The 16,881-nt window shown below is 35.3% G+C and carries 18 protein-coding genes; 11 read left to right on the top strand and 7 right to left on the bottom strand.

The features are described from left to right. The first annotated feature begins 13 nt into the window (after window positions 1-13). Window positions 14-1,453, top strand: coding sequence for an AcvB/VirJ family lysyl-phosphatidylglycerol hydrolase (locus I5M32_RS06175; protein ID WP_200585323.1), 1,440 nt, complete (start codon window positions 14-16; stop codon window positions 1,451-1,453). Between the two features lie 180 nt (window positions 1,454-1,633). Here the strand turns inward: I5M32_RS06175 and I5M32_RS06170 are convergent, their stop codons facing one another. Genes I5M32_RS06170 through I5M32_RS16690 form a run of 3 tightly spaced genes read right to left on the bottom strand, consistent with a single transcriptional unit; the run spans window position 1,634 to window position 2,400 of the window. Next, the gene (locus I5M32_RS06170; protein ID WP_200585322.1) at window positions 1,634-1,948 is read right to left on the bottom strand and encodes a helix-turn-helix domain-containing protein; all 315 of its coding nucleotides are present in this window, start codon (window positions 1,946-1,948) and stop codon (window positions 1,634-1,636) included. Then, a complete protein-coding gene (locus tag I5M32_RS16695; RefSeq protein ID WP_234461877.1) occupies window positions 1,945-2,133 on the bottom strand; it encodes a type II toxin-antitoxin system RelE/ParE family toxin in 189 nt (62 codons plus the stop codon). The genes I5M32_RS06170 and I5M32_RS16695 overlap by 4 nt, the downstream gene beginning before the upstream one ends. A 9-nt stretch (window positions 2,134-2,142) precedes the next feature. Continuing rightward, window positions 2,143-2,400, bottom strand: coding sequence for a hypothetical protein (locus I5M32_RS16690; RefSeq protein ID WP_234461876.1), 258 nt, complete (start codon window positions 2,398-2,400; stop codon window positions 2,143-2,145). A gap of 148 nt (window positions 2,401-2,548) precedes the next feature. Between I5M32_RS16690 and I5M32_RS06160 the strand changes: the two genes are divergently transcribed. Continuing rightward, entirely contained in the window at window positions 2,549-3,445 is an 897-nt protein-coding gene (locus I5M32_RS06160; RefSeq protein WP_200585321.1) for a YihY/virulence factor BrkB family protein, read from the top strand. Window positions 3,446-3,500: 55 nt separating this feature from the next. Continuing rightward, entirely contained in the window at window positions 3,501-3,731 is a 231-nt protein-coding gene (locus I5M32_RS06155; RefSeq protein WP_200585320.1) for a hypothetical protein, read from the top strand. 10 nt (window positions 3,732-3,741) lie between these two features. On the opposite strand, the gene I5M32_RS06150 is transcribed toward I5M32_RS06155, so the two are convergent. Then, window positions 3,742-4,173, bottom strand: a complete 432-nt coding sequence (locus I5M32_RS06150; RefSeq protein ID WP_200585319.1) for a BLUF domain-containing protein — start codon at window positions 4,171-4,173, stop codon at window positions 3,742-3,744. A 136-nt stretch (window positions 4,174-4,309) separates the two neighbouring features. On the opposite strand from I5M32_RS06150, the gene I5M32_RS06145 reads away from it, so the two are divergent. Then, window positions 4,310-4,885 carry a TMEM175 family protein gene (locus I5M32_RS06145; protein WP_200585318.1) on the top strand — a complete coding sequence of 192 codons (576 nt, stop codon included), beginning with the start codon at window positions 4,310-4,312 and terminating at the stop codon, window positions 4,883-4,885. Next, window positions 4,885-5,637, top strand: coding sequence for a DUF1570 domain-containing protein (locus I5M32_RS06140; protein ID WP_200585317.1), 753 nt, complete (start codon window positions 4,885-4,887; stop codon window positions 5,635-5,637). The genes I5M32_RS06145 and I5M32_RS06140 overlap by 1 nt, the downstream gene beginning before the upstream one ends. 337 nt (window positions 5,638-5,974) lie before the next feature. Here the strand turns inward: I5M32_RS06140 and I5M32_RS06135 are convergent, their stop codons facing one another. The 3 genes from I5M32_RS06135 to I5M32_RS06125 form a co-directional block, all read right to left on the bottom strand. Beyond that, window positions 5,975-7,222: a glutamate-5-semialdehyde dehydrogenase gene (locus I5M32_RS06135; protein ID WP_200585316.1), complete on the bottom strand. Its 1,248-nt coding sequence runs from the start codon at window positions 7,220-7,222 to the stop codon at window positions 5,975-5,977. 3 nt (window positions 7,223-7,225) lie between these two features. After that, entirely contained in the window at window positions 7,226-8,260 is a 1,035-nt protein-coding gene (gene proB / locus I5M32_RS06130; RefSeq protein WP_200585315.1) for a glutamate 5-kinase, read from the bottom strand. Between the two features lie 232 nt (window positions 8,261-8,492). Beyond that, a complete protein-coding gene (locus I5M32_RS06125) occupies window positions 8,493-9,575 on the bottom strand; it encodes a formylglycine-generating enzyme family protein (protein WP_200585314.1) in 1,083 nt (360 codons plus the stop codon). A 195-nt stretch (window positions 9,576-9,770) separates the two neighbouring features. Here I5M32_RS06125 and I5M32_RS06120 point away from each other — a divergent pair, with 195 nt between their 5' ends. The 6 genes from I5M32_RS06120 to I5M32_RS06095 all read left to right on the top strand — a co-directional run bounded on the left by I5M32_RS06120 (window position 9,771) and on the right by I5M32_RS06095 (window position 16,880). After that, window positions 9,771-10,199 (top strand): HYC_CC_PP family protein, encoded by a 429-nt coding sequence (locus I5M32_RS06120; protein ID WP_200585313.1) that lies wholly within the window; start codon window positions 9,771-9,773, stop codon window positions 10,197-10,199. 75 nt (window positions 10,200-10,274) lie between these two features. Then, on the top strand, window positions 10,275-11,552 hold the full coding sequence (locus tag I5M32_RS06115; protein WP_200585312.1) for an efflux RND transporter permease subunit: 1,278 nt from the start codon (window positions 10,275-10,277) through the stop codon (window positions 11,550-11,552). Between the two features lie 302 nt (window positions 11,553-11,854). Beyond that, complete coding sequence (locus I5M32_RS06110; RefSeq protein WP_200585311.1) at window positions 11,855-12,229, top strand: four helix bundle protein; 375 nt, start codon at window positions 11,855-11,857, stop codon at window positions 12,227-12,229. Window positions 12,230-12,504: 275 nt separating this feature from the next. Next, on the top strand, window positions 12,505-14,406 hold the full coding sequence (locus I5M32_RS06105; protein WP_200585310.1) for an efflux RND transporter permease subunit: 1,902 nt from the start codon (window positions 12,505-12,507) through the stop codon (window positions 14,404-14,406). Beyond that, window positions 14,393-15,640 carry a TolC family protein gene (locus I5M32_RS06100; protein WP_200585309.1) on the top strand — a complete coding sequence of 416 codons (1,248 nt, stop codon included), beginning with the start codon at window positions 14,393-14,395 and terminating at the stop codon, window positions 15,638-15,640. The genes I5M32_RS06105 and I5M32_RS06100 overlap by 14 nt, the downstream gene beginning before the upstream one ends. Further along, window positions 15,591-16,880, top strand: coding sequence for an HlyD family efflux transporter periplasmic adaptor subunit (locus tag I5M32_RS06095; protein WP_200585308.1), 1,290 nt, complete (start codon window positions 15,591-15,593; stop codon window positions 16,878-16,880). Before I5M32_RS06100 ends, I5M32_RS06095 begins: the two co-directional genes overlap by 50 nt. The last annotated feature ends 1 nt before the right edge of the window (window position 16,881 follow it).

Below are 16,881 nucleotides of genomic sequence, written 5' to 3'. Positions count from 1 at the left end.
AAGTTTATAAATTTTGAAATTAAAAAACATCTTGTTATTTGGTTTATTTATCTGCGTAAAGCAAAACGTTACAGCGCAAAAAATAGACTCTATTTATTATGGCAGATTTGGAAAAATAACAATTTACATACCTGCTAAAGCACCTTCTTCGGTAGCGTTATTTATTTCTGGCGATGGTGGTTGGGAACATGGGGTAATTAACATGGCAAAAAACATCTGCCACCAAAACGCATTGGTTTTAGGGATAGATGCCAAGTTTTACATGAATGCCCTAGAAAAAAGCAAGGCCGATTGTTATTACCCAGCAGCAGATCTAGAAAACCTGAGTTTAATGATCCAAAAGAAATTTCATTTTAATAGCTACCAAAAACCGGTTTTAATAGGTTATTCTTATGGCGCAACTTTAGCCTATGGGATTTTAGCCCAAGCACCGGCCAATACCTTTAAAGGTGCGATAGCTATCGGTTTTAGTCCGGATCTGATCATAAAAAAACCCTTGTGCAAAGGGAATGGTTTAACCCAAACGGTGTTGGTAAAAAACAAATCTTATAATATGGATAAAATTAAGGCTTTTAACGAGTATTTTATCGCCCTAAACGGAAAGAAAGACCAAGAATGCCCTTATAAAAACACCATCAAATTTATGCGTGGCATTAAGAATGCCCAGCTTGTTCTGTTAGAAAATGTTGGCCATGGTTTTTCTTTAGCAAACCATTGGTTGCCTGCATTTGATAGTGCATATCATAAAATACTATCGCAACCTAGTTTTAGCCAAAAAAACAACGCAAAAAAGATTTTCTTCTCGCCAGGCAATCATGCCCCAAACATAGACGATTTACCATTAACCCATATTTATTCTGAAAAGAAAACTAAGCTCCCCTTCATCATCATGCTTTCTGGCGATGGCGGCTGGACCAGTTTTGACCAATCTTATGCAGAAAGCCTATCAAAATTAGGTTTCAATATCATAGGGCTTGATGCCCAAAAATATTTTTGGAACGCAAAAACACCAGATAAAACCACTTTAGACATTTTAAAAGTAATCGTACAAGAGCAATATGCTTTAAAGCAAAAAAACTTTATCCTTGCGGGGTATTCTTTTGGTGCTTCTGTGATTCCTTTTATCGCCGATCGTTTGCCAAAGGAAGTGAAAAACAATGTATCTGGTTTGTTCTCCCTATCGCCAGATATTAAGGCAGACTTTGAGATTCATATATCTGATATGCTTAACCTAGATAATACAGAAGATCATTATGATGTTTTAGCAGAATTTAAAAAAATTAACGCCATTAAATCTGTAATTTGTTTTGGGGAAAGCGAAGATGAAGCCGTTAGAAGAAAATTTGAAGCAGACCACCAAAGAATAATCCTTATCCCCGGAGACCATCATTTCGATAATAATTTCCCGCTTTTGGCAAAAAGCATCTATAAAAGCTTCATAGGCAAGCAATAGAACCAAATTTTAAACAGCTTGCTAAAAGTTTTAACCATTGATATTTGTAATGATAGGCGAATTTGTGCAGAAATGGCATTGCTTGCACAAACCCGTCTGACCCTATAAATTTAGTTAATTGAGATGAATAACGTAATGCTGATAAGCCATTACAATACAAATTTGTAATTATAAACCGTATTATTTGCCCACATTTATATTCAGATTTGCAAGTTCAACATGCAATTTTACCTTTGCTTTCAATGCAGAAAAAACCCTCATTAGGGTATCCATTGTCACGTTGCTTGCGTTATTTTCGATTCTGGAGATTTGCGCTTTCTGAACCCCTATTAGCTTTCCAAGCTCTTCCTGTGTCAAATTCCGTTCCTGTCTTGTCTGTTTGATAGCCTTACCAATTAAACCCATTTGAAGTTCATATTCAAAGAAATCACGGTCAGGAGTTCCGATTTTCCCGATAATTCTGTCCTGCACTTCGTCTAATGTGTATGTTTTCATTTCTTTTTATTTTTTAGTCCTTTTTCTATTAAAGATTTTTCCCTAGTCTGCATGGCTTTTTGAATCTCATTGTCTGGAACTTTACTTCGCTTTTTCACAAATCCATGTGTAGATACAACAAATGTTTGATTTTCTGACGTTTTATCCCAAAAAGCTAGCAGTCTATTTTGAAGTCCTTGATACAAAGTTCGGAATTACCAAATTTCATTGTTTAATTTTTTGAAGAGTTCAGAGTCTGGTTCAACTTGAGATTTTCTGATATTATATAAGATTTTCTCAGAATGCTTTTTATGTAAGCCCTTTAAAAATTCCAGTACTTCCTCTAAAATAATAATCTCAAAAAGTTTCTCCATTCTGTCAAATATTATTTCTGAACAAATATACATAAGTTTCGTTAAAAAGAAACTTATGTATCTAAAGTAATGGAGTTTTTTAGAGGCAATATTGCTCATAACTTTCAAGATAGGTTAATGGGCTCATCAATATTTGGTGCTATTGTTGGTTAATATATAAATATCGATCAAATAGCTGTATTTTTAAGAATCGAACTTAATCAAACATCATCTGGATAGATTAAAATTCAATATATTATAATTTTTAATGATCAAAAAAGATTTACTAAGCAAAAGTTGGAAGATTTTAAAGGCAGCTTTTAAAAATTTAGAACAAAATGATCCGTTAAGGATCGCCTCTTCAACGGCTTTTTTCGGCACTTTTGCAATACCTGCTATTTTGGTGGTTATCTTACAAATGTTTGGCGTTTTTTTAAACAGGAAACAATTTGGGAGAAACATTATCCAAAAATTAACTCAAATAATTGGAGAGAATAGTGCCATAGAGATCAAACATATATTGATCAATCTCTTAAAAATTGGCGAAAATTGGTTTTTCACGGCCATCATGTTGTTATTCTTGATTTTTGTATCAACCACGCTTTTTGTTGTTATCAGAAACTCCATCAACCAGCTTTGGTGCATCAGGATAAATAAAGATCTAGGTTTTGCGTTTAATTTAAAGCAAAGGTTAAAATCTTTGGCTATCATATCTTCTGGTGGGCTTTTATTGATAATTGCCTTTATAATTGAGGGCATTAGGCTATTCTTGCAAAAACAGTTCTCTGGGGAGATTACTTTTTTAAACAATTTAATTAACGAAGCTATTTTTTTTGTAGTTACCGCAGCTTGGCTGTGTATCGCTTACAGGTTTATTGGCAATGGAAAACCAAAATGGAAATCGGTAACGATAAGTGCCGCATTTACGGGGGCCTTACTTACCTTTGGTAAACTAATAATGCGCTATTTTTTGTTAAATTCTAACATCAATCAAATTTATGGTACTTCTGGTGCAATATTATTGGTAATGCTGTTTATTTTTTATTCGTCTTTTATATTTTATTACGGTGCTTGCCTTGTAAATGCGATTTGCCAAGAATCAAAAAACCCGATCTTACCATCAGAAAATGCGCATAAATTTAAGACAGAAAAAATTGAGGAATAACTTTAATACGGTTTAAACGGTATTAAAATTGTAGCATTTAAAGAAATATAAAGCCATGAAAAAAACTTTCGATATTTCTATACATAAAATGGGCGATGTGAAAAGCCAGATTGCAAATGTTAGCCAGCAAGAAAATTCTGATGATTTTGACATCATCTTACCCGATAAAACCCAAAAAATTGCCGTAAAATTTTCTAAAAATGGCGAGCTGGTGCAAACAGAAGGAACCCCATTAGACAGCAACACGCTGCACAGTATAAGCGAGGGGATCAAAAAGTCTATCTAGGGGTTAAAGATCAGCTGTCTAAATCTTCAAAGATAATTTTTCTTTGTACCATTAACTTTATCAAATTGATCGCAGATGAAGATTTTAAATAAGATTGAACATCTGGGTAGTGTATCTTTTCTATTTTATTAATGGTTGTTAAACCAAAGTTATCATAAGCCATATCCCAATTATCAAAAATACGTTTTTCTGATTTCCCCTCACTTATGATCTTAATAGTGGCCAAACGTTTATCTTTAACTATAGATTGGTATAAATCTTTAACATCTTTTTCGTTACCTTCAATATATTGGATAAATGTTCCTTCTATGAACAACAACATACCGGTGATCCCCAACTTTTTGTTTTTTTCTCTTGCTTTGGCCAAAAGAACTTCGATCCCTCTTTCTTGCTTTTTAAAGATAGCAGACTCGATGCCCTGATAAAGGATATAATGTATCATAATTTTTTATAGGTACTTTTATAAAAGTAATATTAGTGAGATTTATTGTCTTAAAAAATAAAGATTTAAAGTAAAAATTTTGTGATATTTAGATAAAAATATAAGCTTAGGGCTAGTTTAAAACTAATAATAACTAATGAATAAAGGTAGGTTAGAAGCTTTCAGCGATGGTGTGTTGGCCATTATCATCACCATAATGGTGCTAGAGTTAAAAGTTCCGAAGGGATATGGGTTAAAAGGCTTATTGCCTTTGATACCCGTTTTTGGCAGCTATGTTTTAAGTTTTATTTATGTAGGGATTTATTGGAATAATCACCATCATACTTTTCAGGCCGTAAAAAAAATCAATGGTAAGGTATTGTGGGCCAATCTTCACCTGTTGTTTTGGTTATCGTTGTTCCCATTTGCCACAGCTTGGATGGGGGAAAATAATTTCGAGCCCCTTACTTTGGCAGTTTATGGTTTGATATTACTAATGGCGGCAATTGCCTATTTCATCTTAGAATACTTTCTTTTGCAGATAAATACCAAAGATTCTGTTTTAGGCAAATCCTTGCAAAATAAATATAAAGAATATTTATCCCCAATATTTTACATCGTGGGTATCTCAATTTCATTTTTTGTTCCCCTAATAGCATCTTTATTATATATTGCCGTAGCGGTAATCTGGTTTTTACCAGATAAAAGAATAGAAAAGCATTTTGTTGATTGATGATGAGGAAAATATATTCTGTTGCTATCTTATGTTTTTTATCATCTTACGGGTTTGCCCAAAAAATAACTTTTAACACCATTGGTTTTGAGCTAAAGCCAGAAGACAGGGCCAAAATTGAGCGATTGGCCTCTTACGAAGCCAGAATTTTTAATGGCCTTTATGATAACTTGATTAACGATAGTTTAAAGATCACTTTGAACCTTTACAACAAAAAGAGGGATTTTAAATCATTGTTAGAAGAAAGAGGGATGAAAGGTTTAACCGAATCTGGTTTTTACAGCCCAGTAACAGACCAATCTTACATCTATTTTGAGGGGATAGAAAACCTGCATACTGTTTTGCATGAAATTAGCCATGCCTTGTTAAAAAACAATTCTAAGTATTATCCCAGATGGTTTACAGAAGGTTTGGCAGAGTTTTTAGAAACCTTACAATTAAAGAACTTTGATGTACAAATAGTTGCACAGTTTGATAGATTAGAGCGCATGAAATATCAATATCAAAAAGAGGAACCACTTAATCTATTACAGTTTTTAAACAACAGAAGCGGTTGGCAAGATAAAAAGAAACTAGATTATTTGTACACCACTTCATACGCTATCATCTATTTCCTCAATAAAACAGACCGCTCCCTAATTTCTAAGATGGCGCAAATGTACAAGAAAGGTTATCCGCAAGAAAAGATATTTAGTACATTATTTGGAAGTGTTTCAAACTTTGAAAAAGGGTTTAACGATTATTATAGATAGCTTTTTTGATTAGATGCAAGACATTAGAAACAAGAGACAAGAGACAAGAGACAAGAAACAAGAGACAAGAAACAAGATATTAGAAATAAGATGCAAGATATTTTATCCTCAAACTAGACAAGCATTGCAAGTACTAATGAACCAATGCCTAATGAACTAAAACAAACATTGCAAATACTAATGAACCAATGCCTAATGAACCAAAACAAACATTTCAAATACTAATGAACCAATGCCTAATGAACCAAAACAACATTGCAAGTACTAATGAACCAATGCCTAATGAACCAAAACAACATTGCAAGTACTAATGAACCAATGCCTAATGAACTAAAACCTACCTAACTTGTCCGTTTCCCTTAACTACCCATTTTTCGGTCACTAGTTTTTCTAGTGCAAAAGGCCCACGGGCATGCAATTTTTGGGTAGAGATGCCAATTTCTGCACCTAAGCCAAAAACGCCTCCATCGGTAAAGCGGGTAGAAGCATTGGCGTAAACTGCGGCAGCGTCCACTTCATTTAAAAATCTTTCGATTTTTTCTGGGTTTTCACTTATAATGGCTTCAGAGTGCTTAGAAGAGAATTTTTTGATGTGAGATAGGGCTTCATCAATATCATTTACTAATCTTACCGAACATTTCAACGATAAAAACTCACGTCCGAAATCTTCTTCCTCAGCTTTATTAAGCAAGGGATAATCTATGTTTTTTAATAATTGGTACGATTGTTCATCCGCAAAAATCTCAACTTCGTCTGCTCTTAAAAGCTTGGCCATTTTTGGGATAAAATCTACAGCAATAGATTTATCCAATAAAACAGTATCCAAAGCATTACAGACCGAAGGACGGGTAACCTTAGCATTTCTAACTATTTTCGCCGCATTTTCTAAATCGGCGGAAGCCTCTACATAGGTATGGCAAACACCTGCACCGGTTTCAATTACTGGCACTTTTGCATTTTTACGCACAAAATCTATCAAAGATTGCGACCCACGTGGGATCAGGATATCCACATATTTATCTGCGGTAAGCAACTCTTCTACAAACTTTCTATCAATGGGCAAAAGCTGTACAATATTTTTATTTAATCCAAAATCTGATAAAACATCTTGAATGATGCTTATTAAAATTTTATTGGTATCATCAGCATCAGAACCACCCCTTAAAACACAAACATTCCCAGATCTAATGCACAAAGCGGCAACATCTACCGTTACGTTTGGCCTAGCCTCATAAATAACGCCAACAACACCCAGGGCAACAGATTTTTTTTGTATAAAAAGCCCGTTTGCCAAAGTTTTCTCTAAAATGATTTGATTGGTAGGGTCTTCTAAAACAGCAACTTCCCTAACGCTTGCAGCTAACCCTAAAATACGTTCCTCATTTAAAAGTAAACGGTCTTTTTTAGGATCTCCATCCTCCATCCTACCCAGGTCTTTTTTATTTTCTTTAATGATTAGAGAGAGATTATCTTCTAATTTAGAAGCTAGTTTTTTTAAGAGTTGTTCTTTTTTTACTGCTGATAATACTCTAATCTGCGATGTTGCATCAGAAGCATCAATCAATATCTGCGTAATGTTTTCCATTTTTTAAATTAATACAATGTCATCTGCGTGAGCGATTTCTAGATTCTGTTTGCTTTCCACGTGTTTTAAAACTGCCGAATCTATTTTACTTTTTGCTACGGCAATCACTATTTTTTTAGCGTCTAAAATCTCTATTACTTCACCAGCATCAAAATTTCTGATAATTTTTGTTACTCCAACCGCTAATAAACTATGCCGGTTTTGTAATGCCTTAACCGCCCCTTCATCTACCTGTAATTTACCTTTAATTAAACTACCACTTGCCAACCATTTATTCCTGGCCGATATATCGCTTTTTTGAGCTGCACAAAAAGTTCCGGTTTTTCCAATAACAGCATTTAGAATAGCATTTTCAGTTTTTATCCCAAAAATGGCAGCCTTAATACCCATTTGGGTTGCTAACCTAGCAAAGGTCAATTTAGAAGTCATCCCACCTAAACCAACGCTAGATTTCTCTTTTTTCGCTAATAATAAAGCTTCTTTATCTATCAATTTTATCTCCTTAATCACATTTCCACTGGCATCAAAAACGCCCGGCACAGAGGTACAGTACAAAATCATTTCTGCACCAAAACCAACTGCAATTAAGGTTGCCAATTCATCATTATCAGAGAATTTTATTTCTAAATTACTTACAACGTCATTTTCATTGGCGATGGGGATAATATTACTTTTCCAGAGTTCTTCGTAGGTTTTTTTTAATTGCAAAAACTGGTTCCTGTTAGAAAAGTGATGCCTCTCACATAAACTTTGGGCAATGCAAATATCAAAAGGAGCAAAATATTGTGAATATTTTTGAAGCAAAAGTGGGTTTCCGATTGCTGCTGCTGCTTTTTTTTCGCTTAAAGTTCCTTTGTACTTTTTTAGGTTCTTTTTACCTGCCGCTACCGCACCAGAGGATACCAAAACGATATTATAAATTTTATTGAGTGAAGAAACTTGTTTGGCTACGCTTGCGATTACTTCCTCATCTAATTCTTGATTGGAGTTTGTAATAGAGGCAGAACCAAATTTTATAACTAGTATGGGCTTTTTCAATATTTAATATTTAAGCCTAAATTATAAATCTCAGGCCTAAATATTAAATAAAATTTTTTTAATCAATAAATACCTTTTGTGTTAACGATCGTAGCGACATCCCAGCCTGTTTTCGGGCAGGCTTTTTGGCCCTTATTCGTAAAGCAAGTGGCATAAAAGATATATCTGCCAACTGGCGCAGTATTAATTGAAGTTTTTGGATGCCACAAACTCAATTTAGCCTACCAAAATCTTATTTAACGCACCTAAAACCCAAATTGCTCAAACCAGAATCATAAGAACTTTTCATTCTTCTTGCCACTCTATAACCAGAGCAATAACTATCGTTGCACATATAAGAACCGCCCCTTGCTACTTTCTTTGGTGTATAAGGCTCATCGGGATCATAACTATCTGCCGGGCCTTGAGGGTTTTTAACGCCTTCTGGCTTGTTTACCGTTTGGTAATAGTCGTTTCTATACCAATCGTTACACCATTCCCAAACATTACCCGCCATATCATACAAACCGTAACCGTTTGGCGCAAAAGATTTTACTGGTGCCAAACCCTTAAAACCATCTCTTCCAGAATTGGCGTTCGGAAACGCTCCATCCCATGAATTTGCCTTGGGTTTACCAACAGAAATACCTTCATCTCCCCAAGGATAGATTTTATCAACTTTCCCTCCCCTTGCGGCGTATTCCCATTCGGCTTCTGTGGGTAATCTTTTACCGGCCCACTTGCAATAAGCTGTGGCATCATCCCAACTAACCTGTGTTACTGGATAATTGTCTTTCCCTTTAATATCAGAGTTTGGGCCATCGGGATGTTTCCAGTTTGCGCCCGGCACCCAACTCCACCATTGCGAATAATCGTTTAGATCTACCGGATGATTTGGTGGGGTAAAAACCAGGGAAGCCGCCACTAACTGGCTGTCATCGGGCTTTGCAGTTCCGGGAGGCAATTGCTTTTTCAATTCTTCCCAATCTGGTTTTTTTTCTGCGGTGGTAATATAGCCAGTAGCATCTACAAACGCCTTAAATTGGGCATTCGTAACTTCATGGCTATCCATATAAAAACCATCAACCATAACTTTATGCTTAGGATATTCATCTTTATCGGCCTGGTTGTTATCGCCACCCATCATAAAGGTACCGCCGGGTATTTTAACCATCCCTGTGGTAGAGGTATCTCCACTAAATTTAATTTCGATGGCGTTTTTAATAGGGGTTGTTGTAGAATCAGTTTGTTCTGAAGATTTACTTTTACCTTGGTTACAGGCGCTTAAACCTAAAACAGCTAAAAAAATTAAGCTTTTTATCGTGTAATTGTTCATTAATCGTTATTTATAAATGGAAAATGCCTTTTTAAGGTATTGATGCCAAATTTAAAATTAAATTATAGGTTTCATAACATTTAAGTAAAGACGATTTTAATATAACGAGTTATTAGAAAAATAAATATAATGGGATAATTGTAAAAAAATGGTTAATCGTTAATTTATTCAATAAAAAAAAATATCTTTGAAATAATGAAATTTTTAAAGCACAGTTTAATTGTTTTACTATCTGCTATGGTGTTCATCACATCATCGGGTTTAACGGTTAATTTACATTATTGTGCCGGTAAATTGGCAAACGTAAGTTTGCAAGATAGCCATGAAAATTGCATGATGTCTGCAAAAGAAAATACAAAAAAAGATTGTCCTAATAGCATCACTAAAAAAGACCCTTGCTGCCAGAACCATAAAGTTGTGGCCAAAGCTGATAATAAGAATATAGATAGTAAATTAAAAGAGAAAACTGGTTTCTTACAAACCTTTGTTTTTATCAAAAGCTACTTTACTTCATTATTCTCTTTCTCTTCAGAAGAAACCGAAAAAGAAAACCATAAAGAAGTTTCTATCTTTCCAATCCTTAAGGAAGGGCTTTACCTTCTTCTTCAAAATTTTCGTAATTAGAATTTAATTCAATTTCTCTTCCCTAATTAATTATCGGCTTTCGCCGATAAATCCTTTATTGTTTATTTTTTTATCATGATTGAAAAACTAATTGCGGTTTCGTTACGCAATAGAATTATGGTTTTGCTTTTAGCGGTTGTACTATTTGGTTTCGGTATTTATGCCGTACAAACCAATAAGATTGATGCCATACCAGACCTTTCTGAAAACCAGGTTATTGTATTTACCCAATGGCAAGGCAGAAGCCCCCAAATTATTGAAGACCAGATTACTTACCCATTGGTAACAGGCTTACAAGGCATCCCTAACGTTAAATATGTGAGGGCAAATTCTATGTTTGGGATGAGTTTTATTTATATCATTTTTAAGGATGGTGTAGATAACTACTGGGCAAGATCACGGGTCTTAGAAAAACTGAGTACCGTTAATGCAAGCTTACCAACTGGCGTAACCCCAACACTTGGCCCAGATGGTACCGGAGTTGGCCATGTTTTGTGGTACACTTTGCAAACCGATGGAATGGATTTGGGCGAGCAAAGGGCAACCCAAGATTGGTATGTGAAATTTGCGCTTCAGAATGTAGATGGTGTAAGCGAGATTGCTTCTTTCGGTGGGTTTGAGAAACAATATCAAATCACTATTGACCCTAATAAACTCAACTATTATAAAGTGGGGATTAAAGAGATAATGGACGCGGTAAACAGCAATAACAACGAAGCTGGAGGAAGAAAATTTGAGATGAGCGATATGGGTTATATCATCAAAACTTCGGGTTATCTAAAATCTATCCAAGAAATTGAGAATATCGCCATTAAAACAAATAATTCTATCCCAATAAAAATTAAGGACGTTGCCCAAGTACAAATGGCCGGTAAAGCTAGGTTGGGTATTTTTGATCTGAACGGAAACGGAGAAGCGGTTGGAGGGATTGTAGTGATGCGAACGGGAGAAAATGCCGATGAGGTAATCAATCGTGTTAAACTAAAAATGGATGAAGTAGCTAAAGGTTTGCCCGCTGGTATGAAATTCAACATTGTATATGATCGTGGAAAACTGATAAAAGAATCTATAAACAGCATTAAACATACACTGATCGAAGAGATGATTGTAGTTTCTATCATCGTATTCCTTTTTCTACTGCATTGGCGAAGTGCCATCAGCATCATTATCCAAATCCCGATTACCATTGCAGCAAGTTTTATCTTGTTAAATGCTTTCGGTATCAGTTCTAATATTATGTCTTTAACAGGAATTGCTTTAGCCATTGGGGTAATTGTAGATAACGGAATTATCATGAGTGAAAACGCTTATAAACAGCTTTCCATTAGGCAAGAGGAATTAGATGGTGGTTAGTTGTATTCGGTTGCTTGTTTTATGGGTTAGTTGTATTCGGTTGCTTGTGTTTTGGGTTAGCTGTATTCGGTTGCTTGTGTTATGGGTTAGTTGTATTCGGTAATCGGTTGCTTGTTTTATGGAAATTGCAACCGGATTGACTAATCACCGAATACCGAATACAGATCACCGAAAACCGATCACCGAATACCGAAAACCGATTACCGAAAACCGATCACCGAATACAGAACACCGAAAACCGATTACTGATTATCAGAAAACTAAAAACAAAATACCGATTAATAAAAATTAATAATTAAAAAATGGATTACGTAAAAAGATTTAGTGATTTAGAGAGCTACAAGCTTTCGAGAAAATTATCTAAAGAGATTTTTGAATTGACTAAGAGATTTCCGAAAGAAGAAATGTACTCTCTAACAGATCAAATCAGAAGGTCATCAAGGTCGGTTGGAGCTCAAATAGCAGAAGCTTGGGCAAAAAGGAAATATGAAAAACATTTTATCAGCAAACTTACTGATGGAGATGCAGAACAACAAGAAACACAACATTGGATTGAAACAGCCCACGATTGTTTGTATTTATCAGATGAAATAAAAAACGATTTATTGAAACAATATGCCACTTTGGGTAAAATGATTGGTTCTATGATTAACAAAGCAGAGCTTTTTTGTAAATAAATATCGGTTGATTGTTTTATGGGTTAGCTGTATTCGGATTTTCTTGATTGATGGGTTAGTTGTATTCGGTTGCTTGTGTTATGGGTTAGTTGTATTCGGTAATCGGTTGCTTGTTTTATGGAAAATTGCAACCCGATTGACTGATCACCGAAAACCGATTACCGATTACAGAATACCGATTACAGATTACCGAAAACCGACTACTGATCACCGAAAACCGATTACCGAATACCGAATACCGATTACTGAAAGCCGATTACAAAATAATTAAAAACATGAGTACAAAATTAACAGAAAAAGAACGTTTAAACATCATAGAAAGAGCTTGTAAACAGGTTTCAAGAGGAGTTTTTTATTCTACTATAATTATTATTACTTCCTTTTTACCGGTGTTTTTATTGGGCGGACAAGAAGGTAAGCTTTTTCATCCTTTGGCTTATACCAAAACATTTATTTTAATTGTAGATGCTTTTTTAGTGGTAACACTTGCTCCTGTTCTCATCTCCTTTTTTATGAAGGGGAATTTTAAGCCAGACCATCATAACCCCATAAACAGGTTTTTAGAACGGATTTATGAACCAACCATTAAGGCTTGTTTAAGATACAGAAAAACAACTATTGGCATTAATATTTTGGCTTTGCTAATTAGCATCCCCTTGCTTCTTAGTTTGGGCAGGGAGTTTATGCCCCCTTTAGATGAGCAATCTATCCTTTTTATGCCGGTTACCTTACCAGATGTTTCTAACTCTGAGATCAAAAGGATTTTACAGGTACAGGATAAAATCATCAAATCTACACCAGAAGTGCAACAAGTTTTAGGGAAAGCGGGCAGGGCAAATACGGCAACAGACAACTCGCCTTTGAGCATGATCGAAACCATTATCCAGCTAAAGCCGAAAGATCAGTGGCGGGCGGGCATGACCAAGAAAAAGATCATCGAAGAATTAGATGGTAAACTTCAAATCCCGGGAGTGGTAAACGGTTGGACACAGCCCATCATCAATCGCATAAATATGCTTTCAACCGGGATAAGGACAGATGTAGGCATTAAAGTTTATGGGCAAGACCTAAAAGACATCTATAAAGTAGAAAATCAGATAAAAGATAAGCTAACGGCCATAAACGGTGTTAAAGACCTATACGTAGAACCTGTAACCGGAGGTAAATATCTGGAAATGAACATCAAAAGAGATGAGATTTCGAGATATGGTTTATCTGTGGATGATGTAAATACCACAGTTGAAGCAGCTATCGGGGGCGTTCCCTTTGCCTCAACCATTGAAGGTAGAGAACGATTTGGAATTTCTTTGAGGATAGGGCAAGATTACAGGAATAGCATCGAAAAACTAAAACGAATTCCGCTAAACTCTAAAGATGCCGGCATAATTCCGCTATCGAGCGTGGTTGATTTTAAATTTGCAGATGGCCCACCAATGATCACTTCAGAAAACGCTTTATTGAGGGGGGCGGTAATGTTTAATGTGCGGGATCGTGATTTAGGAACAACGGTACAAGAAGCCATAGATAAAATAAATGCCGAACTGAATTTGCCAAAGGGATATTTTATAGAATGGAGCGGGCAATATGAAAATTTGATCCGTGGAGAAAAAACGCTTTTATTGATCTTGCCCATTGTACTCATCATCATTTTTCTTGCGCTTTATCTAGCCTTTAAATCTTTAAGGGAAGCATTTTTGAGTTTGGTAACCATCCCATTTGCACTAATTGGCGGAGCTTTTATGGTCTATTTTTATGGGGTAAATCTCTCTATTGCAGTAGCGGTGGGGTTTATCGCCCTATTTGGGATAGCGGTTGAAACCGGGGTGGTAATGGTAATCTACTTAAACGATGCCATGCAACAATTGGTAAAAGAGAAAGGAAACTCTAGAGAAACCATTACCAAGGAAGACCTAAAAAACTACGTGATAATGGGTGCCGCAAAAAGGTTGAGACCAAAAATAATGACGGTTTGCGTAGCCTTGTTTGGTTTGATACCCGTTTTATGGAGCAACGGAGTAGGAAGCGATGTGATGCTACCCATTGTTTTACCCATGATCGGTGGGGTTTTAACCTCATCAACACATATATTATTGGTTACACCATTGATATTTTTAATGACAAAAGAATATGAACTTAAAAAATTTGGAAAACTGGAGGTATTAGATGTTGTACACTAAAAAAATAATTTTTACGCTTTCGCTGATGCTGATGAGTTCGGTAATATTTGCGCAAAATATTTTGAGTTTAGACTCCGTGATCAGCATCATCAAAACAAATAATCCTGAACTTAAAGTTTACCAAGAGCAGATGAAAAGCCAAGATGCTTTGGTAGGTGGAGCTTCGGCTTGGATGGCTCCGATGCTTGGTGTTGGTACGTTTATGACCCCTTATAATAATTTTTCGAGACCTGAAAACCAACAAGATGGTTCTATAATGTTGGTGGCAGAGCAAAAAATACCCAACAGATCTAAGATTAAAACCACCGAGGCTTATTTAAAGGCACAATCTAATATTACCAAGCAACTAAACGCAGATAATTTTAACGATTTAAGGGCGTTGGCCCGCTCTAATTATTATGAAGTGCTTACGATCCAAAAAAGCCTCGATTATCTTACAAAAAACCTTCAAGTTTTACAAAACTTAAAGAAACTGGCAGAAATAAGATATACCTATAACAAAGCCGGATTAGCCCAAATATATAGTTTGCAGGCTAAAATCTATGAGACAGAAAATAAAATCTCATCGGCGAAAGCCAAAATAGATATTGGGAAAATTAAGCTCAACACTTTAATGAATAGAGATAATTCTATTGATTTTTTGATTGATACTGCACAATCTTTTACGGCTTATATGATGCAAAACGATTTGACCGAAGCCATCAACAACAGAAGCAGCATTAAAATGGTAAATGAGCAGATCAACAGCTTAAACCTAAAAAATAAAATGATCGCAACTGAAGCCAAACCAGAATTTAGCATCCAGTTTAACCACATGCAAACGTATAATACCAGCAGGCCAAACCAATTTTCTTTGATGGGAAGTTTGAGTATCCCTATTGCGCCTTGGGCATCCAAATCTTATCAATCTAAATTAAAAGCCAATCAGTTTGAGGTTGCCGCCATGCAATATCAAAAAGAAAACGCAACCAACAATTTATTAGGATTAATTGCCACACAGCAAAAACATCTGATGCACATGCAAATGGAACTAAGTGTTTATAGGGATAAAATTTTACCAGCTATGCAAAAAAGCTATGAAGTGCTTTTATTAAATTATCAAGAAAATAAAGAAGAGCTAAATACAGTTTTAACAGCATTTAAAGAACTGAACGATAGCCAATTGAATTACTTAATGCTATTAAATGAGTATTACCAAACACAAACAGAATATGAGAGAAATGTGGAGATTTAATATGCAAGTTAGAGCTTTAGGGTGGAAGGTAAAATTAGCTTTTAAGACAGTTTTATGCTTTCTGGTGGTTTTAGGATTAAGTGCTTGTGAGCAGAAAAGTGAAAAATCTCTTAAAAAAACAGCTATCGAGCAAACTTATACTTGTTCTATGCACCCGCAAGTTGTAGAAGATAAACCGGGGCAATGCCCTCTATGCGGAATGGATTTGGTTTTACGGCATCAACAAGAGGTTAAAATGCAAGTTGATGCTTCGTTATCAAATTTGATACAACCAACAAATGAGAACATTGTAAGCAACATCAAAACCTATAAAGTTATAGAGCAAAGTTTTGGCGATAGCTTATTTTTAAACGGAAAGGTAACTTATAACACCAATAATATGAGAACCCTAAGCGCTAGGGTTGGTGGTAGGATAGAGAAATTGTATGTGAGGTATAATTTTGAGAAAGTGAACAAAGGGCAAAAGCTAATGGAGATTTATAGCCCAGAATTGGCTGCCGCACAACAAGAACTTTTATTTCTTTTAGCCAAAGGCGATGTTGATCTATTGGCACAGGCTAAAACGAAATTGAGATTATTGGGAATTGAAGAACCACAGATCAATCAAATAATTAGTACAAGAAAGGTCAATTATCGTATTCCAGTTTTTAGTAACGCTTCTGGTTATGTGATGGATGCTGCATCAAATACAGATAAACAAAATTATATGCCCACAGAAAATACGGCAATTGCCTTAAAAGAAGGTGCTTATATTAAAACTGGCGACGTACTTTTTAAGGTGTTTGATGATAACGAGGTTTGGGGAGAGTTTTATGCAAACCCAAACGAAGCTACATCCATCAAAAAAGATGAAAGTATTACCATTTCTACTAACCATAAAAAAGTAAAAGCAAAAATAGATTTGATACAACCTTATTTTAATGAAGGGCAGAATTTTAACGTTTTAAGGGTTTACCTCCATAATAGCGACCATGTTTTTAAGATCGGAGAAATACTAAAAGGCAAAGTAGTTATACCGGCCCAAACAGGATTATGGGTGCCTAGTTCGGCCGTTTATCAATTAGGAAACAGAAGTATTGTTTTCATCAAAAAAAACAATGTTTTAACAGCTAAAGAAGTTGAAATTTCTAGGATTAGTAATGGAAAAAAATTGACCATAAAAGGTTTAAAAGTTGGGGATGAAATTGCAGATAATGCCAGTTATTTAATCGATACGGAAAGTTTTATCAAAATAAATTAAG

Source organism: Pedobacter segetis, assembly GCF_016623585.1.
Classification (GTDB): Bacteria; Bacteroidota; Bacteroidia; order Sphingobacteriales; family Sphingobacteriaceae; genus Pseudopedobacter; species Pseudopedobacter segetis.
The sequence above is the reverse complement of the archived record's forward strand: the minus strand, read 5'-3'. Positions and strand labels throughout refer to the sequence as shown.